General features: G+C 67.6%; 20 protein-coding genes. 10 read left to right on the forward strand and 10 right to left on the reverse strand.

What is annotated here, in order from left to right:
- The first annotated feature begins 49 nt into the window (after window positions 1-49).
- Window positions 50-781: an NAD-dependent protein deacylase gene (locus tag ACOAMO_RS12405; RefSeq protein WP_420175074.1), complete on the forward strand. Its 732-nt coding sequence runs from the start codon at window positions 50-52 to the stop codon at window positions 779-781.
- Between the two features lie 39 nt (window positions 782-820).
- Here the strand turns inward: ACOAMO_RS12405 and ACOAMO_RS12410 are convergent, their stop codons facing one another.
- Window positions 821-2926, reverse strand: coding sequence for a hypothetical protein (locus ACOAMO_RS12410; protein ID WP_420175075.1), 2106 nt, complete (start codon window positions 2924-2926; stop codon window positions 821-823).
- Window positions 2927-3039: 113 nt separating this feature from the next.
- Between ACOAMO_RS12410 and ACOAMO_RS12415 the strand changes: the two genes are divergently transcribed.
- A complete protein-coding gene (locus ACOAMO_RS12415) occupies window positions 3040-4527 on the forward strand; it encodes an Hsp70 family protein (RefSeq protein WP_420175076.1) in 1488 nt (495 codons plus the stop codon).
- A 94-nt stretch (window positions 4528-4621) separates the two neighbouring features.
- Here the strand turns inward: ACOAMO_RS12415 and tpx are convergent, their stop codons facing one another.
- A complete protein-coding gene (gene tpx, locus ACOAMO_RS12420; protein ID WP_420175077.1) occupies window positions 4622-5119 on the reverse strand; it encodes a thiol peroxidase in 498 nt (165 codons plus the stop codon).
- 72 nt (window positions 5120-5191) lie between these two features.
- Between tpx and ACOAMO_RS12425 the strand changes: the two genes are divergently transcribed.
- Genes ACOAMO_RS12425 through ACOAMO_RS12440 form a run of 4 tightly spaced genes read left to right on the forward strand, consistent with a single transcriptional unit; the run spans window position 5192 to window position 7968 of the window.
- Complete coding sequence (locus tag ACOAMO_RS12425) at window positions 5192-5845, forward strand: transposase (protein WP_420175078.1); 654 nt, start codon at window positions 5192-5194, stop codon at window positions 5843-5845.
- A complete protein-coding gene (locus tag ACOAMO_RS12430) occupies window positions 5842-6279 on the forward strand; it encodes a hypothetical protein (protein WP_420175079.1) in 438 nt (145 codons plus the stop codon). Before ACOAMO_RS12425 ends, ACOAMO_RS12430 begins: the two co-directional genes overlap by 4 nt.
- Entirely contained in the window at window positions 6279-7202 is a 924-nt protein-coding gene (locus ACOAMO_RS12435) for a DUF4031 domain-containing protein (RefSeq protein ID WP_420175080.1), read from the forward strand. The genes ACOAMO_RS12430 and ACOAMO_RS12435 overlap by 1 nt, the downstream gene beginning before the upstream one ends.
- 10 nt (window positions 7203-7212) lie before the next feature.
- Complete coding sequence (locus ACOAMO_RS12440; protein ID WP_420175081.1) at window positions 7213-7968, forward strand: tyrosine-protein phosphatase; 756 nt, start codon at window positions 7213-7215, stop codon at window positions 7966-7968.
- A gap of 3 nt (window positions 7969-7971) precedes the next feature.
- On the opposite strand, the gene ACOAMO_RS12445 is transcribed toward ACOAMO_RS12440, so the two are convergent.
- Window positions 7972-8112 (reverse strand): hypothetical protein, encoded by a 141-nt coding sequence (locus ACOAMO_RS12445; RefSeq protein WP_420175082.1) that lies wholly within the window; start codon window positions 8110-8112, stop codon window positions 7972-7974.
- Window positions 8113-8223: 111 nt separating this feature from the next.
- Between ACOAMO_RS12445 and ACOAMO_RS12450 the strand changes: the two genes are divergently transcribed.
- Window positions 8224-8670, forward strand: a complete 447-nt coding sequence (locus tag ACOAMO_RS12450; protein ID WP_420175083.1) for a DUF4870 domain-containing protein — start codon at window positions 8224-8226, stop codon at window positions 8668-8670.
- Window positions 8671-8680: 10 nt separating this feature from the next.
- Here the strand turns inward: ACOAMO_RS12450 and ACOAMO_RS12455 are convergent, their stop codons facing one another.
- A complete protein-coding gene (locus tag ACOAMO_RS12455; RefSeq protein WP_420175084.1) occupies window positions 8681-9628 on the reverse strand; it encodes a GNAT family N-acetyltransferase in 948 nt (315 codons plus the stop codon).
- Window positions 9629-9667: 39 nt separating this feature from the next.
- Here ACOAMO_RS12455 and ACOAMO_RS12460 point away from each other — a divergent pair, with 39 nt between their 5' ends.
- Both ACOAMO_RS12460 and ACOAMO_RS12465 read left to right on the forward strand, forming a co-directional pair.
- Complete coding sequence (locus ACOAMO_RS12460) at window positions 9668-10345, forward strand: cation transporter (protein WP_420175085.1); 678 nt, start codon at window positions 9668-9670, stop codon at window positions 10343-10345.
- Between the two features lie 115 nt (window positions 10346-10460).
- Window positions 10461-11336, forward strand: a complete 876-nt coding sequence (locus tag ACOAMO_RS12465; RefSeq protein WP_420175086.1) for an HpcH/HpaI aldolase/citrate lyase family protein — start codon at window positions 10461-10463, stop codon at window positions 11334-11336.
- Window positions 11337-11413: 77 nt separating this feature from the next.
- Here ACOAMO_RS12465 and ACOAMO_RS12470 read toward each other — a convergent pair whose 3' ends face one another.
- The 3 genes from ACOAMO_RS12470 to ACOAMO_RS12480 form a co-directional block, all read right to left on the reverse strand.
- The gene (locus ACOAMO_RS12470) at window positions 11414-13471 is read right to left on the reverse strand and encodes a M3 family metallopeptidase (protein WP_420175087.1); all 2058 of its coding nucleotides are present in this window, start codon (window positions 13469-13471) and stop codon (window positions 11414-11416) included.
- A gap of 19 nt (window positions 13472-13490) precedes the next feature.
- The gene (locus tag ACOAMO_RS12475) at window positions 13491-14114 is read right to left on the reverse strand and encodes an L-threonylcarbamoyladenylate synthase (protein WP_420175088.1); all 624 of its coding nucleotides are present in this window, start codon (window positions 14112-14114) and stop codon (window positions 13491-13493) included.
- A 74-nt stretch (window positions 14115-14188) separates the two neighbouring features.
- Entirely contained in the window at window positions 14189-14575 is a 387-nt protein-coding gene (locus ACOAMO_RS12480) for a hypothetical protein (protein ID WP_420175089.1), read from the reverse strand.
- A 136-nt stretch (window positions 14576-14711) separates the two neighbouring features.
- On the opposite strand from ACOAMO_RS12480, the gene ACOAMO_RS12485 reads away from it, so the two are divergent.
- On the forward strand, window positions 14712-15944 hold the full coding sequence (locus ACOAMO_RS12485) for a pyrophosphate--fructose-6-phosphate 1-phosphotransferase (RefSeq protein WP_420175090.1): 1233 nt from the start codon (window positions 14712-14714) through the stop codon (window positions 15942-15944).
- Window positions 15945-16045: 101 nt separating this feature from the next.
- On the opposite strand, the gene ACOAMO_RS12490 is transcribed toward ACOAMO_RS12485, so the two are convergent.
- The 3 genes from ACOAMO_RS12490 to ACOAMO_RS12500 all read right to left on the reverse strand — a co-directional run bounded on the left by ACOAMO_RS12490 (window position 16046) and on the right by ACOAMO_RS12500 (window position 20623).
- Window positions 16046-17113, reverse strand: coding sequence for a YhjD/YihY/BrkB family envelope integrity protein (locus ACOAMO_RS12490; RefSeq protein ID WP_420175091.1), 1068 nt, complete (start codon window positions 17111-17113; stop codon window positions 16046-16048).
- Window positions 17114-17203: 90 nt separating this feature from the next.
- Window positions 17204-20071 carry an aminomethyl-transferring glycine dehydrogenase gene (gcvP, locus tag ACOAMO_RS12495; protein WP_420175092.1) on the reverse strand — a complete coding sequence of 956 codons (2868 nt, stop codon included), beginning with the start codon at window positions 20069-20071 and terminating at the stop codon, window positions 17204-17206.
- A 21-nt stretch (window positions 20072-20092) separates the two neighbouring features.
- A complete protein-coding gene (locus ACOAMO_RS12500) occupies window positions 20093-20623 on the reverse strand; it encodes a MerR family transcriptional regulator (protein ID WP_420177035.1) in 531 nt (176 codons plus the stop codon).
- Between the last annotated feature and the right edge of the window lie 125 nt (window positions 20624-20748).

Genomic DNA, 20748 nt, shown 5'->3' on the forward strand with positions numbered 1-20748 from the left:
AACTTCACTGCTGAGAATCGGCTGGCAAGGTGGTGGCAGAATCGAGGCCATGGACACTCTCACCGAGATCCTCGCCGACGCACACCGTGTGGTCTTCTTCGGTGGTGCCGGAATCTCCACCGAGAGCGGCATCCCGGACTTCCGCTCCTCGGCTGGTCTGTACGCCAAGGCCACCGCTGGCTCTCCCCCGCCGGAATACCTGCTGAGCCATGACTGCTTGGTCCTGGATCCGGAATCCTTCTTCGACTTCCACCGCACCGCCCTGCTGCACCCCGAGGCGCAACCGAATCGGGCCCATCGTGCCCTGGCCAGACTGGAGGAGGCCGGGAAACTTCAGGCCGTCGTGACCCAGAACATCGACGGTTTGCACCAGGCGGCAGGATCGCGCACGGTACTGGAGCTGCACGGATCGGCACAGCGCAATGTGTGCGTCGGCTGCGGCCGCGAAGAGCCGGTGGATTTCATGCTCCACAGCACGGGCGTGCCCAGCTGCCCGCAGTGCGGCGAGATGGTCCGCCCAGACGTGGTCCTCTACGGCGAGGGCTTGGACCAGCGGGTGATCGACCAGTCGATCGAGCACATCATGTCCTGCGACGTCCTCCTGGTCGGCGGCACGTCACTGAATGTCTACCCCGCCGCGGGGCTCGTGAACTTCTTCCGCGGCGACCACCTCGTGCTGGTCAACCGAGACGCAACCCCCTACGACGACCAGGCTTCCCTGGTGCTGCACAGCGACCTCGGCCCCACCCTGGGCGAGGCGGTCGACGCCGTGCTGGCCTGACCTCGGGCCAGCGCGGCGGCCCCTCTTGCGGCGGTTCGTTCACAGCCCCCACTGCTTGGCCAGTTGCTTGGCGCGCTTGCCGGCCGCTCGTCCGCCCCACCAGCCCTGTGCATCCGACAGGCGCTCCAGGGTCTCGACGAGTTCCTTGCCATGGGTTCCGGGGTCCTGCTGCGCCAGCGGTTCGAGCTCCTCGACCAGGCTCTCCAAGGCACCCACGAGCTGGTGCTTGTCCCCGCTGAGCTCGGCCTGACGCACGGCCTGACGCGACCGCTCCACAGGCTGCCGCAGCCGCTCCTGTTCAAGACGAGCGGCTTCCTCGGCCTCACGTCGGGCCGCCTCCGCAGCCTCGGCCTCACGTCGGGCCGCCTCCGCAGCCTCGGCCTCACGTCGGGCCGCCTCCGCAGCCTCAGCCTCGGCCTCACGCCGCGCCGCCTCCGCAGCCTCAGCCTCGGCCTCACGCCGCGCCGCCTCCGCAGCCTCAGCCTCGGCCTCACGCCGCGCCGCCTCCGCAGCCTCGGCCTCCTCGACCTGCTCCTGGGCTACCCCGGCCTGGGCGGCAACCTCGCGCTCCGCGGCCTCACGCGCCTCCCGTTCAGCACGCAGGCGTGCGCGCCGCTCGGCCTCCTCACGGTCCCGCTCGGCCCGCTCGGTTGCAGCCTTCAACTCAGCAACGGCACGCTCACGCGCCTCCTGCTCACGCTGCTCGTCGATGCGGCGCATGGCTTCCTCGTCGCTCAATTGCTCCGCGGGGCTGTCCAGCTGGGTTGGCGACAGCAGTGCCATGGCATCCGAAACCTCCCAATGGGGCGTGGGCTGCTGGCTCGGCAAGGCGATGCCCCGCACCAAGGCGTGGGTGAAGGGCAATGCCTCCACCCCGGAATGGTGCTGGCGGACTGCCTCCGAATCCCGCAGGGCGGCGACCAGCTGGTCGGCTTGGGCGCGCGCCTGGTCAGCACCGGCCTGGTCCTGCAGACTGTCCAGGACCTCCGCACGTACCAGCAGCGCCAAGGCACGGGATGCCTCCGGCACCGACACCTGACGGTGCGCCTGCAGTCGGTTGAAAGCCTGTTCGATCGTTCGGCTTGCAGCGCCCTGCTGTCCGGCCGCCAGCTCCGCATGGGCCTTCGATGCACACACGACCACCTGGGTCGCAAGGTGCTTCCCCACGGGCTTCTCGGACTTCAACAGGGCGTTGAGTGCCTGCTGTGCCGCTTCACCCGTGCGCAAGGACTCGGCGGCTCGGCCAGCATCGGCGAGCAGCCATGCCTGGTCCGAGCGAGCCAGAGCAAGGTCCACCCGCCCGGGCTCCCCACGTCGAGCTGCGCTGCGGTGCATCAACGTGCCCCACTGCTCGGCGACCTCCAGGGCCTCGTCGCCGCGACCCAGCTGCCAGAGCGCGGCGACCAGTTCCCGGTGGATCGCAAAGGCGGGCGCGACCATCCGCTCCAGATGGGGCTTGGCCATCCGGGGAAGCTGCGCCAGGTCTTCGTGGGTCCACTCATTCCAGATCTCGACGGCCTCGCGCAGCAGGTCGACGGCCTGGTCGACCAGCCCGACGCTGGAGCGGGCATGGGCGACACTGCGCAAGGCCTCCAGCAGCACGACCGTCTCGGCATCGTCCAAATCACTGCCCCGGGCCAGCCCCAGGGCGGAGTCGGCCATGGCATTGGCACGAGCCAGGTCGCCGTGGGCCAGGCCGCTGTGGGCATCGGCCAGCAGCGCCCAGACCGCCGTCCGGGGCGCCAGCTGCTGCGCCATGCCGTGCGCGGTGAGTTGGTCCTTCCATCCCATCGCTGCGCCGATGGTCATCCCGGCAGGCTCGCTCAGCCCCATGCCCAGCTGCACCGTGGCCACGTGCACCAGGGCGGTGAAGTAGCGCGCCGCGTCCACCACGGGCGTGTAGGGACCAACAGGGCCGCGTGAGCGCACCAGCTTGTCAGCCGCACTCACGGCCTCGGCTGCCTCCGGGGCGGCCTCCGCCCACGCGCGCGACAGCAACCGCAGACCGGTGGCCCGGTTCAACGTGTCGACGAACTCCTCGGTCCGGCTGGGATCGCTGGCCATCCAGCCCCGCAGCTGCTTCACACTGGAGACGGTCTGCTTGAGCTGCTTGGCGTGGTCGTCACGGGGCTGATTGTCTGCCATGGCGCCCATTGTGTCAGTTGCGGCGAGCAAGGCACATCGACCGGCGCCCGCGCAGTGGTCCCGGGCACGGGACGCCGGGTCCTCGGACAGCTGATCCGTGATTGTCTTGTGCCATGCACCTTGGCATTGATTTCGGGACCACCCGCACCGTGGTCGCTGTGGCCGACCGGGGAAACTACCCGGTGGTCGACTTCCAAGACCCCGAGTCTGACTTCCACAGCCACTTCCCTTCGCTGTCGGCCTACCATGATGGGGCCCTGGTCCACGGTTTCGAGGCGCAGGCCGCCATCGATGCCGGCGCCACGCCGATCCGGTCCGTCAAGCGGCACCTGGCACGCCCCGACCTGACCCTGGAATCAACCATCGAGCTGGACGGCCACACCATCGGCCTGCTGCACCTGGTGACCGGCTACCTCACCGCCCTGCGCGAGGCGCTGGAGCAGGCCTCAACCCTTGATGAGCGCCAGATCAACGGCGTGGTCGTCGGCGTGCCTGCCCATGCCCACACTGCCCAACGGCTGCTCACCCTCGAGGCCTTCCGACGAGCCGGGTTCCCCGTGCGCGCCATGTTGAACGAGCCCTCCGCGGCGGGTTTCGAGTACACACACCGTCAGGCTCGAACCATCACCTCGCGCCGCAACCGGGTCCTGGTCTATGACCTGGGAGGCGGAACCTTCGACGCCTCGTTGGTCGCGGTCGAGGACGGTGCCCACGAGGTGCTGGCCAGCGTGGGAATCAATCGCCTGGGCGGTGATGACTTCGATGAGGTTCTCGCCGATCTGGTGGCCGAACAGGCCGGGGTCGAGCGTGGCGACCTGTCCCGCCAGCAGCAGGCCGATCTGGTCGACGGTTGCCGCCATGCCAAGGAATCCCTGACCCCCCAGACCCGGCGGATGGCCATCGAGGTGGCCGACCAGATGGTCCCGGTGGACGTGTCGCGCTTCTATGAGGCCGCGGCACCCCTGGTGGAACAGACATTGACGGTCACCGAACCACTCGTGGGCGGCCTTGACCAGGTCAGCAGCGACATCGCTGGGCTCTACCTGGTGGGTGGCACCTCCAGCCTTCCGTTGGTGCCCCGCGTCTTGCGGGAACGTTTCGGGCGACGAGTGCACCGCTCCCCCTATCCCGGCGCCTCGACGGCCATCGGCCTGGCGATCGCCGCGGACCCCGGATCGGGATTCACCCTGGCGGAGCGCCTGTCCCGGGGCTTCGGTGTCTTTCGGGAGGGCGAGGCCGGGCGAGAGATCCGCTTCGACCCGATCCTGTCACCCGACCATGCCGTGAGCGTGACCGATTCCCTGGTGGTCACCCGACGCTACCGGGCGGCCCACAACGTCGGCGTCTTCCGCTTCGTCGAGTACGCCGGCCTTGATTCCGTGGGCCAGCCGCGCGGAGACCTGTCGCCTCGCGGTGAGCTGGTCTTCCCCTTCGACCGGGAGCTCCAGGAGCCTGGCGCCCTGTCCGAGTCGACACCGGTGCATCGTCTGGACTCCGGACCGCTGGTGGAGGAGATCTACACGATCGATCCGCACGGCATCATCACGGTGCGCATCCAGGACCTGGACACCGGTTTCACGCACAGCGGTGACCTGGCCTGAGCTGACCTGGGGCCTCGTACACATGCGTGTGGCCCGCTTCCTCGGGGAAGCGGGCCACACTCTTGTCTCAGGACGCTCAGCTGTCTCGGGACGATCAGCCCAAGGCTGCGATGGCGGCGTCGTAGTCCGGTTCGGTGGTGATCTCGGGCACCAGCTGGCTGTGCAGCACGGTGCCCTGCTCGTCGAGCACCACGACGGCACGGGCCAGCAGCCCCTCCAGGGGGCCGTCGAGCTGCAGCACGCCGTAGTCGGTCCCGAAGCTGCCCCGGAAGTCCGAGCCAACCTTCACCTTGTCGAGACCCTCGGCGCCACAGAAGCGCGCCTGGGCGAAGGGCAAGTCCTTGCTGACGTTCACGACGACGGTGTTGTCCAGGCCAGAGGCAAGCTCGTTGAACTTGCGCACGCTGGTGGCGCAGACGCCGGTGTCGACGCTGGGGAAGATGTTGAGCACGATGCGCTGACCCTTCAGCTCATCGGAGGTCAACGGGGCAAGGCCCTCGCCGACCAGGGTGAAGGAGGGGGCGGTGGAACCGGTGGTGGGCAGCTCGCCGGAAGTGTTGACCGGGTTGCCCTTCATTGCAGTGGTAGCCATGCGACCTGTCTAGCACAACCACCAAGCACACCACAGCGACAAGCGTGAAGGGTTTTGCCTTACAATCACGATATGAAGGATCAGGACTTCACTGACTTCGAGAGCGCGTTCGCGATCACGTTCGACCAGCGTGGTTCCCGGACCCATCGCGACGCCGTCCCCACGGCCCTCGAGGCGCTGCGCCGAGCCCTCCCCTCCCCCAGCCTGCCGCCCGAGCGCACTGCGGGCGACGAGGTCCAACTGCTCGTCCGCAGCGCCCAAGAGGTGGTCTCGGTCGTCGAGGAGCTCACCCGACAGGGGCAATGGTGGATCGGCATCGGTCTTGGTCGCGTCGAGCTGCCCCTGCCCAGCTCCACCAGGGAGGCCCGGGGTGGCGCGTATCTGGCGGCGCGGGAGGCCGTGGAGCAGGCACGACACTGCCCCGGGGGTCTCAGCTTGGGGGTGCACGAAAGTGTCGGTGGCGCGCCCTACGCTGGAGCTGCAGCGCGCCAGGCGGAGAGCGCACTGTGGCTGTGGCAGGAAGTCCTCGGCCGACGCACAGCGGAGGGATGGCAGATGGTCGACCTGCTCAACCAAGGTCTCAGCGTGGGGCAGGCAGCCACCAAGCTGGGCATCAGCCCCTCGGCGGCCAGCCAGCGGCATCGTCGTGCCGCCTGGGAGGTCACACGACGCGGCCGGGAGTTGTGCGTCACCCTGCTCGAAGAGCTGCTGGAGGAATCGACATGAGCCCACTCCTGCTCAGCCCGTGGCTGGTCACCGGGCTGCACGTCGTGACCGTGATCGGCTTGGGCGCGCTGGTGACCATCGCCGGAGGCGCCGTGGTGCAGGGCGTCTTTCGCCGGGTGGATGCCCGTTCCCGGCGTGACCATGAGGACGCGCAACCAGCGACCACCGACGGCGGCGTCGTGGCCGCGGGACAACAACTGCGCGGAGGGGCGTGGATCGGTGCCCTGGAGCGCCTGGCGATCTTCGCCGGTCTGATCGCGCACTACCCCGAGGCCATTGCCATCTGCCTGGCAATGAAAGGCCTGGCGCGCTACCCCGAGCTCAAGGCCACCACCACTGGTGCCGCAGAGCGTTTCATCATCGGCACCTTCGTGAGCGTGCTCTTGGCCTGCGGGGCCGCTGGCCTGGCGCTGTGGTTGAACGGTCTGTACTGATGCTGCTGATCGACACGCCTCGCTGGCCGGCCCACGGCACCCTCTACGGTCACCTGGTCTCCGACGAAAGTCTGTGGGAACTGCACGAGGGGGCTCGCGCCGCGGGCCTGGACGTGCGCGCCTTCGACCATGACCACTACGACCTGCGCGCCGATCGCGTCACCGCGGCGCTGGGTGCCGGGGCCCGTCAGGTGGATGAGCGCGAGCTGGTGAGACGGCTGCGTGCCGGAGGACAACGCATCCTGCCCGCCGAGCACGCTCCGCGTCGCAGCCGGGCGCGCGCCGAGGTCAGGGACCAAGTACTGGCGGTCCTTCCTCGGCAGGACTCCACTGCCCGGGCTCTGGTGGAGACGGTGCTGGACCGCCACACGGTCGAGACCCGCCGCTACCACGATGTGCGGCATCTGTGCGAGATGTTGCGCACCCAGCGACGCCTTGCAGAATCGGACGGCCAACCGATGCACCGCACGCAGGTGCTGGCCACCCTCTTCCATGATGCGGTCCATGACGGCGTGGGTGGCCAGGACGAACGTCGCTCCGCCGATCTGGCCTGCGAACTCCTGCCCACGCTCGGGCTGCCCGGCTCCGAGGCGCGTGAGGTGGAGCGGCTGGTGATGCTCACCGTCCACCACCAGCCCGAGGCCGACGACCCGGTGGGCCAGCACTTCAGCGACGCCGACATGGCCATCCTGGCAAGCGCACCGGGGCGGTACCACGTCTCGGTGCGCGACATCCGTCGCGAGTACCAGCGCTTCGACGACCAGGACTGGCGCCGTGGCCGGCGGCTGGCCCTGACCGGCTTCCTGGACAGCCCCCACATCTTCCACGGCGCCACTGCCAGGCGCCTGTTCGAGGACCGGGCACGGGAACGGGTCGCCGACGAACTCGCGCACCTGGAGGCTTCCTTCCTCGAGGAGCTCTAGAGTTCTGGGCATGGCTTCCCTGCTACCGCTGCTGCGCGCAATCACCCACCGCGTCAATGTGCCCTTCGGCGTCTACAACCTGCGTCCGGTCACCGAGACCACCCTGCCCGGCAACGGTGTCTACCGCTCCTCGTTGTTGTGGGGTGCGAAGGCCGCGGACCGGCGCCGCCTCCAGGAACTGGGGATTCGTCTCGTGGTGGACCTGCGCACCCAGAAGGTGGCCGCCAATTTCCCCGACCCCCGGATCGAGGGGATTCGCAGCGCCTTGGTCGACGTGCATGGCACCGGCCATGCCACCCCTGGGGAGCGGATCACCGAGGCCGACACCATCGAGGCGATGAAGGCCCGCTACCGCCGGATGGTCACCGACCCCGGACAGCGCGAGCGCATCGCACAGGTCTTGCGAATGATCGCGGAGGAACCGGGCGCAGTGCTCTTCCACTGCACCGACGGCAAGGACCGCACTGGCTGGATCGCGGTGCTGCTGCAGCACCTGCACGGCGATTCGCCGCAACAGATCATGCGGGACTACCTGGCCTCGCAGCCCCTGGTGGAGCACATGGCGCGATTTCGTTGGCGCACCGACAGTCTGCGTGGGGGCCGGGCCCTGGCCTTGCGCAACCGCCCGATGAATGTCGTCGACGAGGCCTTCCTGCAGGCTGGTCTGGACCAGGTGGAGACCAGCTATGGGACGCTGGATGCCTACCTGAGTGACGGGCTGGGGATCGACGAGGCCACCATCACCCGCCTGCGCGCGAAGCTGTGACGCTCAGGCGTCCTCGCCCAGCAGCCGGGCGTGCTCGTCGGCTCGCAGCCGCGACTCGGTGGTGACCGCACGCGCCAACAGTGCCACCAGCGGCAGTGCCAGCAGCAGGATGGTCGCCAGGGCGAACAGGATCTGTCCCGTCATGCCCCCAGCCTAGTGGTGTGGGCGCCCAGCGTCCCCGGGCGCTCCCTGATCTCACCCGGAAGTGCGGCGCGGACCGGCCCTGGCAGCACCGAAGAGGGGCACCATTGAGGCATGAGCAACTACTCCTACGGTCCCGGCCAGCAGCCCCAACCCAACTACTACGGCGCCCCTCCGCAGTCCTGGGGGCACCAGCCCTCCGCGATTCCCCCGGAGGACCGCAGCGCCGCTGCCCTGGCGCACGCGTCGACGCTGATCGCCATGGTCGTCAGCGCCGGCTGGCTCAGCTTCGTCGGCCCGCTGGTGATCTGGATGCTCTACAAGGACAAGTCCCCCTATGTGCGCCGCGCCGCGGCGGGGGCCTTCAACTTCAACATCTGGGTCAACATCGCCATGGTGATCGGGTGGATCATGTGTATCACCATCGTGCTGCTCCCCTTCGGCATTCCGCTGATGATCTTCGCCGCATTGATCCAGATCTTCGCCCACATCCGCGCCTGCCTGCGCGCCCTCAATGGCGAGGACTACACCTACCGCAAGCAGTTCCGCATCCTCACCTGAACCGCCTCGGTCACTCAGGCAGGCATCGGTAGTGGTAGCGGTGGTGCTCGGTGAAGCCGAGCCCCTCATACAGCCGTAGCGCCTCGTGGTTCGAGGCAAGAACCTGCAGGTAGCAGTATCTGGCTCCCAGCTCACGTGCCCTGGCCATCATCGCGATGGTCAGGGCACTGCCATGCCCGGCGGTGCGCAGCGTCGGGTCGACGAACAGGCAGGACAGCCCGGCCCAGTCCTGGGTGAGTACCACACGCCCGATGCCGATCGGACGCCCCAGGCGGAGGGTGGCGTAGTGGGCCGGCGCCGACGTGAGCACCGGCACTCTCGCCGGATGGTCATTCGGGTCGACGTCCAGCCACTCGTCCCCGGGAGTCTGGGACCAGGAGACAGTGGACGCCGCGTCGGCCTCCGACCGCTCGAATCGGTCGAGGTCAGCACGCTCGAGATCGGCCACCAGGAAGACACTGGGATGCTCCAGTCGCCAGCCCCGTGCCGCGAGCAGTTCGTCCAACCTGGTGGGTTCGTCGTCGCCGCGGCCAGTGCGACCAGACAGCTGGAAGCACGGTTGGAGTCCTCGATCCCGGTAGAAGGCAGTCACCTGCTCGACGGCAAGCACCAGCTCTCGTTCCGGGGTCCCGGTCGGATGACAGGAGTTGGCCCGCCGGGAGTGTCCACCACCGGTGTGCAGTTCCCATCCGCCCATCCGGACCACACCGGTGCCCGGCCACCCTCGCGCCGCCAGCCGCACCAGGTCATCGACCCGTGAGGTGGGACGCACCACTCGCGGGGGCACCTTGCGCATGGCGCGAATCTGCTCGCGCGGCACCCGGACCGGGCCGCGTCCAGCCGGCAGGACCACCACCTCCCGGTCGTCGGCGCGCACCAGATCACCCACCAGGTCACCACCATCCCCATCGGGGCCGGTCCAGAGCAGGGAGACACGAGGAGGCTGCGCGGTGGTCATGGCAGCCCACGGTAGTCGCAGTTGCCTACCATTGCGCTCGTGACCGACCCGAAGTGCACCGACTCCTGCCAACAGGACGATCTCATCCCCGACGACGACCTGCGCACCAGCTTGCGCCGTACGGTGGTGCTGGTTGCCCTGCTCAACCTCGCCTACTTCTTCATCGAGGGCGGCGTGGCAGTGGCGATCGGCTCGGTCAGCCTGTTCGCCGACTCGGTGGACTTCTTCGAGGACTTCGCCGTCAACAGCCTGATCGCGCTGGCCCTGGGCTGGAGCCTGCACCGGCGAGCGATCGCCGGCAAGGTGATGGCGCTGATCATCCTGCTGCCCGCTCTGGCGGCGATCTGGCAGGCCGTCACCAAGTTCTCCAATCCCGAACCGCCCGAGGTGCTCTCGCTGGTGCTGACCGCCGGCGGTGCGGTGGTGGTCAACATGATCTGTGTCTGGTTGCTGGCGCGGTGGCGCAGCCACGGCGGCTCGATGACCACTGCGGCCTTCCTGGCGGCCCGCAATGACGTGATCGCGAACGTGGCGATCATCGCCATGGGCGTGCTGACCTGGTACACGCGCAGCGGTTGGCCCGACATCGTGCTCGGACTGGTGATCGTGCTGCTCAACGTCACGGCGGCCCGCGAGGTGTGGGAGGTCGCAGAGAACGAGAAGCTCGCCGCGAAGGCACTGGCCGGCGAGAACGTCGACCCCTGCTGTGGTGACTGAACGTCTCAACCGATGGTCGTCCTGTTGACGTCAAGAGATCGACGCTAGCCTGCCGCTACGGCAAGGACGCCCGGCGTGGGCCCTGTCGCTCCCGATCCTTGAGAAAGGCACGAACGTGACCGAATCCGTCACCATCGGACCGGACCTGGCCCGGTCCTGGCTGCTCGTCAATGGCCTGCACACCGACCGCTTCCAGCACGTGGGAGAGGCCGACATCGTGGTGCTCGACATCGAGGATGCCGTGGCGCCAGCCCACAAGGAACAGGCCCGCCAGAACGTGGTGGAGCACCTGAGCAGCGGCGATCACCATGCCTGGGTGCGCATCAACGGATTCGGCACCGAATGGTGGGAGGCCGACCTCAAGAACCTGGCGGAACTGCCGGGGCTAGACGGCATCTTCCTGGCGATGGTCGAAGGGCCGGAGCACGTCATTCGCACCGCCGCCCTGCTGCCCGAGAACACACCAATCGTCGCACTGGTGGAGACCGCCCGGGGGATCACGCACCTTCCCCAGATCGCAGCCAGCCGCAACACCTTCCGGCTCGCCTTCGGGCTGGGCGACTACCGCCGCGACACCGGCTTCTCCGACGATGCGACCACGCTGGCCTACACCCGAAGCCAGTTCACGATCGCGTCCAAGGCCGCCGGGCTGCCCGGAGCGATCGACGGTCCGGCCGTCGGCGCCACCGGAGTCGCCCTGGCCACCTCGGCCGGCGTCACCAGCCAGTTCGGCATGACCGGGAAGATCTGCCTGATGGCGGAGCAGACGCACACCGTCAACGAGATCCTCTCCCCCAGCATCGACGACATGTCCTGGGCCCTCGACTTCCTGGCGGAGTTCAACGCCGAGGGCGGCCAGATCCGCAATGGGTCCGACCTGCCCCGACTGGCTCGCGCCAACAAGATCCTCTCGCTGGCCCGCTCCTTCGGGATGACACCGCCCGAGGGCTACCACCACTTCCCCGCGCCCAGCGACACCTACCACTGCTGAGCACTCTGAGAACGCACCACCGCCCCGTCGACCACGGATCGACGGGGCGGTGGTGATTGTTCAACCGCACAGCTGGGTCACTGCGCGGACAGACCACGCCGCGCCAGCAGCGGTGCGATCTCGGCGTCGCGTCCGCGCAGCTCCCGGAAGCTCTCCAGCGGATCTCGCGTGTTGCCACGCGCCAGCACCGTGCGACGGAAGTGATCACCATTGGCCCGGGTGAGCCCCCCGTTCTCCTTGAACCACTCCACGGTGTCGGCGTCCATCACCTCGCTGAACAAGTAGCAGTAGTAGCGGGCGTCATACCCGCCGGCAAAGGTGTGCGAGAAGTAGGTGCTGCGGTAGCGCGGCAGGACCAGCGGGTTCGCCAGCCCGATGCGCTCGAGCGCCTCCTGTTCGAAGGCCATCACGTCCTCCACCACGGCGCCGGGAGCGATCCGGTGCCACTCCTGGTCGAGCAGTGCCGAGGCGAGGTACTCGGTGGTGGCGAAGCCCTCGTTGAAGGTCTTGCTCGTCTCCAGGCGTTCCAGCACCTCCTGCGCAATGGGCTCGCCCGTCTCGTGGTGCCGGGCGTAGTGGTTGACCACCTCGGGCCAGGTGATCCACATCTCGTTCACCTGGCTGGGGAACTCGACGAAGTCTCGCGGCACATGGGTGCCCGACAGGCTCGGGTAGCGTGCCTCGGACAACAGACCGTGCAGGGCATGCCCGAACTCGTGGAACATGGTGACCACCTCGTCCATGCTGAGCAGCACCGGCTCACCCGGGGCCGGCTTCGGCACGTTGAGGTTGTTGCAGATCACCGGCAGTTCGTCGAACAGGTGGTTCTGGTCCACCAGATTGTTCATCCAGGCACCCCCACGCTTGGAGTCGCGCGTGAACACGTCATGGATGAACAACCCGAGCAAGCTTCCGTCGTGGTCGAAGACCTCGAAGGCGCGAGCATCCGGATGGTAGGTCTGCATGTCGCTGCGCTCACCGAAGGTGATCCCGAACAACTGCGTCGCAGCCCAGAAGACGCCGTCCACCAGCACCTTCTCGTAGCTGAACCAGGGCCGCAGGGCGGCAGTGTCCACGTCGTAACGCTCGGCGCGCACCTGTTCTGCCCAGTAGGACCAGTCCCACGGTTGGAGTGGGTAGCCCTGCTCCCCCTGGGTCAGCTGGTGCTCGTCCAGGTGCTGCTGCAAGACCTGTGCCTCCCGCTGCAGATTGGCCAGCGCCGGACCCGCCAAGGGATAGATCATCTGGTCGATCGCCTCTGGCGTGCGGGCGGTTTGGTCGGTCAACACGGCAGAGACATGGTTCGGGTGCCCCAGCAGTCCGGCCCGCTCGGCCCGAAGCGCGGTGATGCGCTGCACCAACGCGGTGTTGTCGTGCTCGTTGCCGCGGCTGCACCGCGCGATGGAGGCCTCGTAGATCCTGCGACGGCTCTCCCGGCAGGTGAGCTGGGCGTTGTAGGGGTGATCGGTGAACAGGCTGTGGGTCACCAACCAGCCTTCCAGGCCACGCTCGGCCGCGGCCTGGGCGCAGGCGCTCAGCTGTCCCTCGTTCAGCCCGTCCAGCTCGGCGCGGTCGGTGAACAGGACTGCGGAGTCATTCGTGTCCGCCAGCAGATTGCGCTGGAACTGGGTGGTCAGCGACGACAGTTCCTGGTTGAGCTCGCGCAGGCGCTGCTTGCTCTGGTCGTCGAGCGCGGCGCCTGCCATCACGAAGTCGAGGTGGGTCAGCTCCACCAGCCGACGGGTCTCCTCATCCAGATCGAGGCTGCCGAGCTGGGCGTGCACCGCGGCGACACGTTCGAAGAGAGCACTGTCCAGACGGATTGCGTCGGAGTGGGCCGCCAGTTTGGGGGCCAGCTCGCTTTCCAGCTGCCTCAGTTCGTCATTGGAATCGGCAGCGCTCTGGTTGAAGAAGAAGCGCGATGCGCGCTTGAGGGTCCGCCCGGAGCGTTCCAGAGCCACCACCGTGTTCTCCACGTCTGCCGCCTCAGGATTCTGGACGATCTGCTCGATCTCTGCCCGCTGTTCGTCCATGCCCAATTCGATCGCCTCGCGATAGTGCAGGCTGCGCACGGCTGAGAAGTCGGGCAGGCCGAAGGGCCTGCTGCTGGTTGCGATCAAGGGATTGTGCGACATGAGCGCAATCCTAGGGGCCTCACTCTTCGAAGGGCGAGGGGTCCCCACTGCCGTGACGCGCGATCCGCACCTGTTCCCCGGTGAAGTCCACCACCGTGGTGGGGCCCACGCCCACATCGCCCGAGTCCAGGACGAGGTCGACCTCATGGCCCAGGCTGTCGGCGATGGTCCACCCGTCGGTCATCGGATCCTCCTCGTCCGGCAGGATCAGCGACGAGGTGGTCAGCGGTTCGCCCAGTTCCTCCAGCAGGGCCAGGGCCGTGACGTGCTGGGGAATGCGCACCCCCACCGTCTTCTTCTTGGGGTGGAGCATTGCCTTGGGGAGATCTCGTGTCGCGCGCAGGATGAAGGTGTACGGGCCGGGGGTGGCGGCCTTGATGGCCCGGAACTCCCAGTTGTCCATCTCCACCCAGTGCCCCAGGTGGGCGAACTCGCTGACCATCAGGGTGAAGTGGTGCTTGTCATCCAGCCGCCGCAAGCGCTTGATGCGGTCCAGTGCGTCCTTGTCCCCCATGCGACAGCCCAGGGCGAAGCCGGAGTCCGTCGGATAGGCGATCATGCCGCCATCACGGATCACCTGGGCGGCCTGCGCCAGCAGGCGCGGCTGCGGATTGGCCGGGTGGACGTCGAGGTAGCGTGCCATGACGAGAGTCTAGGCGTTGGCGGCATCGGGCGGAATGGCTGTGCTTGTCCCATTCCCACTTCGGGCTTGGCTGTTCAGCCTCGCCGAAGTTCCCCGCTCGCACTGCCCTGCGCGTGCAAGACCTTCACTCCCAGCAGGCCAAGGAAGGTCGTGCTGGCCTCGGCTCGGGTGGTGACCCGCAACAGACCATCTTCCATGGCCACCTCACCGTCCATCCCCTCGTCCGACAGCACCTGTCGGGCGGCTCGCACGGCCTCCGCCGTGCCGTCTCGTCCCACCAGTCGGGAGGCCGCCCCGGCGTCACAGCCTGAACGCACTGCACGGGCGGCCACGACCTCCGCGGTCCGGTGCGCCTGCACCCGTGCGGTGCCGTCGACCACCAGCCCGGCTGCCAGGAAGATGGCAAGCATCACTGCGCCCACGAAGGTGCTCAGGCTCACGCCGCGTTCGTCGGTGACCATGCCGCTCACTGTGGCACTGCCCGGCCGACTATGACCACCGGCAGCGCCGAGACCCAAAGGCCCCGGTCCGGCCCGTGCCGGGACTCAGGGTTGGCTAGGCTGGCAACGTCACATCTTCAAGGAAAGGTCCGACCCCATGGTCAAGAAGGTTGCCCTGCTCACCGCCGGAGGCTTCGCCCCCTGCCTGTCGTCCGCCGTCGGTGGTCTGATCGAGCGCTACACCGAGATCGCCCCTGACGTCGAGATCATTGCCTACAAGCACGGCTACCAGGGCCTGCTCAAGGGCGACTACTTCACCGTGACGCCCACGGTTCGCGAGAATGCCGCCGTGCTGCACCAGTACGGCGGGTCCCCCATCGGCAACTCCCGCGTCAAGCTCACCAATGCCGCCGACCTCGTCAAGCGCGGCCTGGTGCAGGAGGGCGACAACCCGCTCAAGGTGGCCGCCGACCGTCTGGTGGCCGACGGGGTCGACGTGCTGCACACCATTGGTGGCGACGACACCAACACGACCGCCGCCGACCTGGCTGCCTACCTTCACGAGAACGACTACGAGCTGACCGTCGTCGGTCTGCCCAAGACCATCGACAACGACGTCATCCCGATCAAGCAGTCGCTGGGCGCCTGGACCGCCGCCGAGCAGGGTGCCGGCTTCGCCCGCAACATCGTCGGCGAGCACAACTCGGGCTCCCGCATGCTGATCATCCACGAGGTCATGGGCCGCAACTGTGGCTGGCTGACCGCTGCCACTGCCCACAAGTACCGCGAGTGGCTGGACAGCGTCGAGACCTGGGTGCCCGAGATCGGCCTGAGCAAGGAGGCCTGGGATGTCCACGCCGTCTACGTTCCCGAGGCCGAGCTGGACCTGCAGGCCGAGGCTGAGCGGCTGAACAAGGTGATGGACGAGGTGGGCAATGTCACCATCTTCCTGTCCGAGGGTGCCGGCCTGGAGTCGATCATCGCCGAGATGGAGAAGGCTGGCGAAGAGGTTCCTCGCGACCCCTTCGGCCACGTCAAGCTCGACAAGGTCAATCCCGGCAAGTGGTTCGGCGAGCAGTTCGCCAAGCTGCTGAACGCCGAGAAGGTCATGGTGCAGAAGTCGGGCTACTACAGCCGTGCCGCGGCCGCCAACGAGGCGGATCTGGCCCTGATCAAGCAGTGCACCGACCTGGCGGTCGACTCGGCCCTGGCCGGCAAGCCCGGTGTGGTGGGCCAGGACGAGGAGAATGGCGACCAGCTCACCGCCATCGACTTCAAGCGCATCAAGGGTGGCAAGGCCTTCAACATCAACGAGCCCTGGTTCGTGGAGATGCTGGAGACCATCGGTCAGGGTGCACCGAAGCCGGTGCAGCACCTGCCCGAGCACTGAGCAGGGCCCGCGGCTGACCAGCCGCCGCCCTGAACAATCTGGCCCTGACCAACCTGGCCCGGAGCAACACGGCCCGTCCCGAAACTCTCGGGGCGGGCCGTTCAGCGTCGCCCGAACAGGCGCCGGTGACGACCGTGCTCGGATTCCAACCGCTTGGCCTCCTCGCGCCGCAGCTTCTCGCGTTGCCGGGCCTTCTCGTCCTTGAGGCGGGCGGCCTCTGCAGCCTCCCAATGGCCCGGAACCGTCATGACGTCCGAACGGCGACGCAGTGGCAGGTCAACCTCTGAATATCGACGCGGGATGGCTGGCTGGTAACTGGTGGCGATCCAGGCCGCGGCAAACAGGATGAGCCGGGCGAAGAGGTTGAAGAACAGCATCACGATGATGATGTTGCCGAAGACGACGGTGGACAGGCTCCGGCTGAGGACCTCGATCACCTGGGTGGTGCCGTACAGCAGTCCCGTCATGACCACCCCGGACATCACCGAGCCCTTGATCATGTCCTTCATCGGTGCGCGGTACTGCGGCAGGACGTGGAAGAGGAACCAGAACAGCAGGCTGGACAGCACCACGGTCAGCAGCATGGCTCCCAGCGTCAACAGCTTGGCCACGCTCGGGCTCTGCCCCACCCCCAGCCAGCGCACCAGCCGGTCGGCGAAGTTGCCCGAGAGGGTGACCACGGTGAAGGAGACCCCCAGGGCGCCGATGAGCGCCAGGAAGTAGAGCAGGTTCACGAAGCGCTCGGCCAACCAGTTACGGCCGGGTGGGCTCATGTCGAACTCCGGACGCCACTGGGCGCGCACCGCCCCACGCAGGTTGCCCATCCAGCCCGAGCCCGAATAGGCGGCGGCCAACATGCCGATCAACAGCACGGTGCGCCAGTTGTTCAGTGCCCGTTCGATGAGCCGAATCGCCTGGTATCCACCGGCGACGGCACCGACCTCCCGAACCGCGACGTCCTTGATCTGCACCAGCCAGTCAGGCCGGAAGACGGTCAACAACCAGCCGAGGAAACTGAAGGCGAACATCAACGCCGGAACCAGGGTCAGCACAGAGAAGTAGGTGATGCCCCCAGCCAGCTGGTTTCCCATCCGGTTCTGGAAGCGGTCGTTGGCGCGGATCAGGTGTGCCGACCAAGGAGTGCGCTTCAGCCAGCGCCACAACCCCATGGTTCTCCCTTCCGCGACGGACGGCCATCGGTGAAGAGGCTAGCGGCACGGCGGCCCGCTGTGCGACTGCGGGCCGCCGTGGCGTGCCGTTCAGTCCTGGTAGCTCTCCAGCGGTGGGCAGGAGCACACCAGGTTGCGGTCACCGTAGACGCCGTCGATGCGTGCCACGGCGGGCCAGTACTTGTCCTGCCCGACGCCGGCGATGGGACCGGTGTGGCGCCCTGCGGGATATCCGGCCTCGGCGCGACCGTAGGGGTGCGTCCACTCCTGCGCCGTCAACCGGGCCAGCGTGTGCGGCGCGTTCACCAGCGGATTGTCCTGCTGGCTCCACTCCCCCGACTCGACCTTGGCGATCTCGGCCCGGATCTTGATCATCGCGTCGCAGAAGCGGTCGAGCTCGTACTTGCTCTCGCTCTCGGTGGGCTCCACCATCAGCGTTCCCGCCACCGGGAAACTCATCGTCGGGGCGTGGAAGCCGTAGTCGATGAGCCTCTTGGCCACGTCGTCGACGGTCACGTGGCTGGTCTTGGTGATGGGACGCAGGTCGAGGATGCACTCGTGCGCGACGCGCCCGTCGTCGCCGGCGTAGAGCACCGGGAAGTGCCCCTCGAGGCGCTTGCCGATGTAGTTGGCCCCCAGCATCGCGTGCAGGGTCGCACTGCGCAGCCCATCGGCACCCATCATCGCGATGTAGGCATAGGAGATGGGCAGCACGCCCGCCGAGCCGTAGGGGGCCGAGGCAACCGGACCATAGGAGGTCTGGGGGCCGGCCTCGGCGACCAGCGGGTGGTTGGGCAGGTAGGGAACCAGGTGCTCGCGCACGCCGATCGGACCGACACCCGGCCCGCCACCGCCATGGGGAATGGCAAAGGTCTTGTGCAGGTTCAGGTGACTGACGTCGCCACCGAACTTCCCCGGCTGGGCCAGCCCGGTCAGGGCATTCATGTTTGCACCGTCCACGTAGACCTGACCACCGGCCTCGTGCACCAGGCTCGCAAGCTCGGTGATGGTGTCCTCGTAGACGCCATGGGTCGAGGGATAGGTGACCATGATGGCGGCCAGCTCGTCGCGATGCTTGTCGATCTTGGCGCGCAGGTCGTCCATGTCGATGGAGCCGTCGGTGCGACTCTTCACCACCACCACCTTCATCCCTGCCATGGCGGCCGAGGCGGCATTCGTCCCGTGCGCCGAGGAGGGGATCAGGCACACGGTGCGCTGCTCGTCGCCTCGTGCCCGGTGGTAGCTGCGGATGGCCATCAGCCCGGCATATTCACCGGCCGCACCCGAGTTGGGCTGCAGGCTCACCCTGTCGTACCCGGTGATCTCGGCGAGCCAGGTTCCCAGGCGATGCACCAGTTCCTCGTAGCCACGCGCGTCCTCGGCCGGCGCGAAGGGGTGCAGGTCGGCAAAGCCCGGGTAGCTGATGGGCTCCATCTCCGCGACCGAGTTCAGCTTCATGGTGCACGAGCCCAGCGGGATCATGCCCCGGTCCAGGGCGAAGTCCCGGTCGCTGAGGGCACGCAGGTAGCGCAGCATCAGGGTCTCGGAGTGGTAACTGTTGAAGACTGGGTGCAGGAGGTAGTCCTCCCCACGCTGGTGATCGGCCAGCGACCCGTGGCTCGCCTCCGCGTCCAGGTCCAGACCGAAGACCTCGGCCAGCGCCGCGAGGTCTGCTTCCTCGACGTCCTCGCCGATGCTGATGCCCACCTGGTCGGGGTTGACCAACCTGAGGTGCAATCCATTGTCCCGGGCCTGCCGCACCAGTTCCTCGGCGCGCCCCGGGGTCGTGACGGTCACCGTGTCGAAGAAGTGGTCACTGGCCAACTCATAGCCCGCCGAGCGCAGGCCAGCGGCAACCATCCTCGTGTTGTGGTGGATGGCATCTGCGATCTCGCGCAATCCCTGGGGGCCGTGGTAGACCGCGTACATCGATGCCGTGACGGCCAGCAGGACCTGCGCGGTGCAGATGTTGCTGGTGGCCTTCTCGCGCCGGATGTGCTGCTCACGCGTCTGCAGGGCCAGACGGTAGGCGGTGGCACCGTCCGCGTCGACCGAGACGCCCACCAGTCGCCCGGGCAGCGAACGTTCCAGACCCTCCCGGACGCTGATGTACCCGGCATGGGGTCCGCCGTAGAAGAGCGGAACACCGAAGCGCTGGCTGGAGCCCACGGCGATGTCGGCGCCCCACCCGGCCGGTGCCTCCAGACGGGTCAGTGCCAACAGGTCTGCGGCGGCGATCACCATGGCGCCGTTCTCGTGGGCCTTGTCCGCGATGGCGCGCAGCTGCGAGACGGGGCGGATCGCACCGCTGGCGCCGGGCACCTGGACGACCACGGCGAAGGCCTCATGCTGCTGCAGCCCCTCGACGAGGTCATCGGCCTCCACCACCTGCCAGCCCATCGCCAGCGCGCGAGTGCGCACCACGGCGGCCGACTGGGGCAACAGGTCGGCGTCCAACAAGACCACCGAACCCTTGCGGACGCCCCGCCGAGCAACACCGACGGCCTCCGCGACGGCCGTCCCCTCGTCGAGCAGCGAGGAACCAGCGGTCGGCAGACCGGTCAGGTCACTGATGACGGTCTGGAAGTTGAGCAGCGCCTCCAGACGCCCCTGGCTGATCTCGGGCTGGTAGGGGGTGTAGGCGGTGTACCAGCTGGGATTCTCCAGGACATTGCGACGCACCACCGGCGGCGTGACGGTCCCGTGGTAGCCCAAACCGATCATCGCTCGTCGGGGGCTGTTCATCGCTGCCAGCTGGCGCAGGTCCACCAGTACCTGTTGTTCGGTCATGGCAGGAGGCAGTTGCAGCGGCGCATCCATCCGAATGTCGGCCGGCAGGGCCTCCACGAGCTCCTCAAGGGTGCTCAGACCCAGCTCGGAGAGCATCTCCTGCTGTTCGGTGGAATCAGGCCCGATGTGGCGGGACCTGAAGACGTGGGCATTGGGCTGCGTGACCATGAAGTCACACTAGCGGGTGCCTCAGACGGCCCGAAGGACAGGCCGTTCGGAGTTGGTGGGGGATTCCTCGGCCTCGGCCACTCGCTCGGTGGGAAGCACGCTGAGAGTGCCCTCGATGTCTCGCCAGACTCCCCCCAATGCGATGGCGAACATGCCCTGTCCGCCGCGCAGCAGGTCGACGACCTCCATGTCGGAGGTGCACTCGTAGACCGAAACCCCGTCGCTCATCAGCGTGACCTGGGTCAGGTCCTCCACCCCTCGTTGCCGCAGGTGATCGATGGCAACGCGGATCTGCTGCAGCGAGATGCCGGCATCGATGAGGCGCTTGATCACCTTGAGCATCAGGATGTCGCGGAAGGAGTACAGCCGCTGCGTGCCCGATCCCTCGGCTCCGCGAATCTCGGGCGTGACCAGCTTGGTCCGTGCCCAGTAGTCGAGCTGGCGGTAGGTGATGCCTGCCGCCTTGCAGGCCACCGGACCACGAAATCCCAGGTCGTCGGGAAGGGGCGAGAAGTCCCCGTCGAACAGGGCTTCCTGGGCAGCGACGGGCATGGCGTCAAGTGCGCTCGCCTGGTTCTCCACGTGTCCTGCCCCTCCACTTCGACATCGACGTGATTCCACGTCTGTGATCCCGACCGTAACCGCCCGGGCGTGGCCGGGGCAATGAACACGCCGCG

The sequence above is a fragment of the Luteococcus struthionis genome (assembly GCF_048595755.1).
Taxonomy (GTDB): domain Bacteria; phylum Actinomycetota; class Actinomycetes; order Propionibacteriales; family Propionibacteriaceae; genus Luteococcus.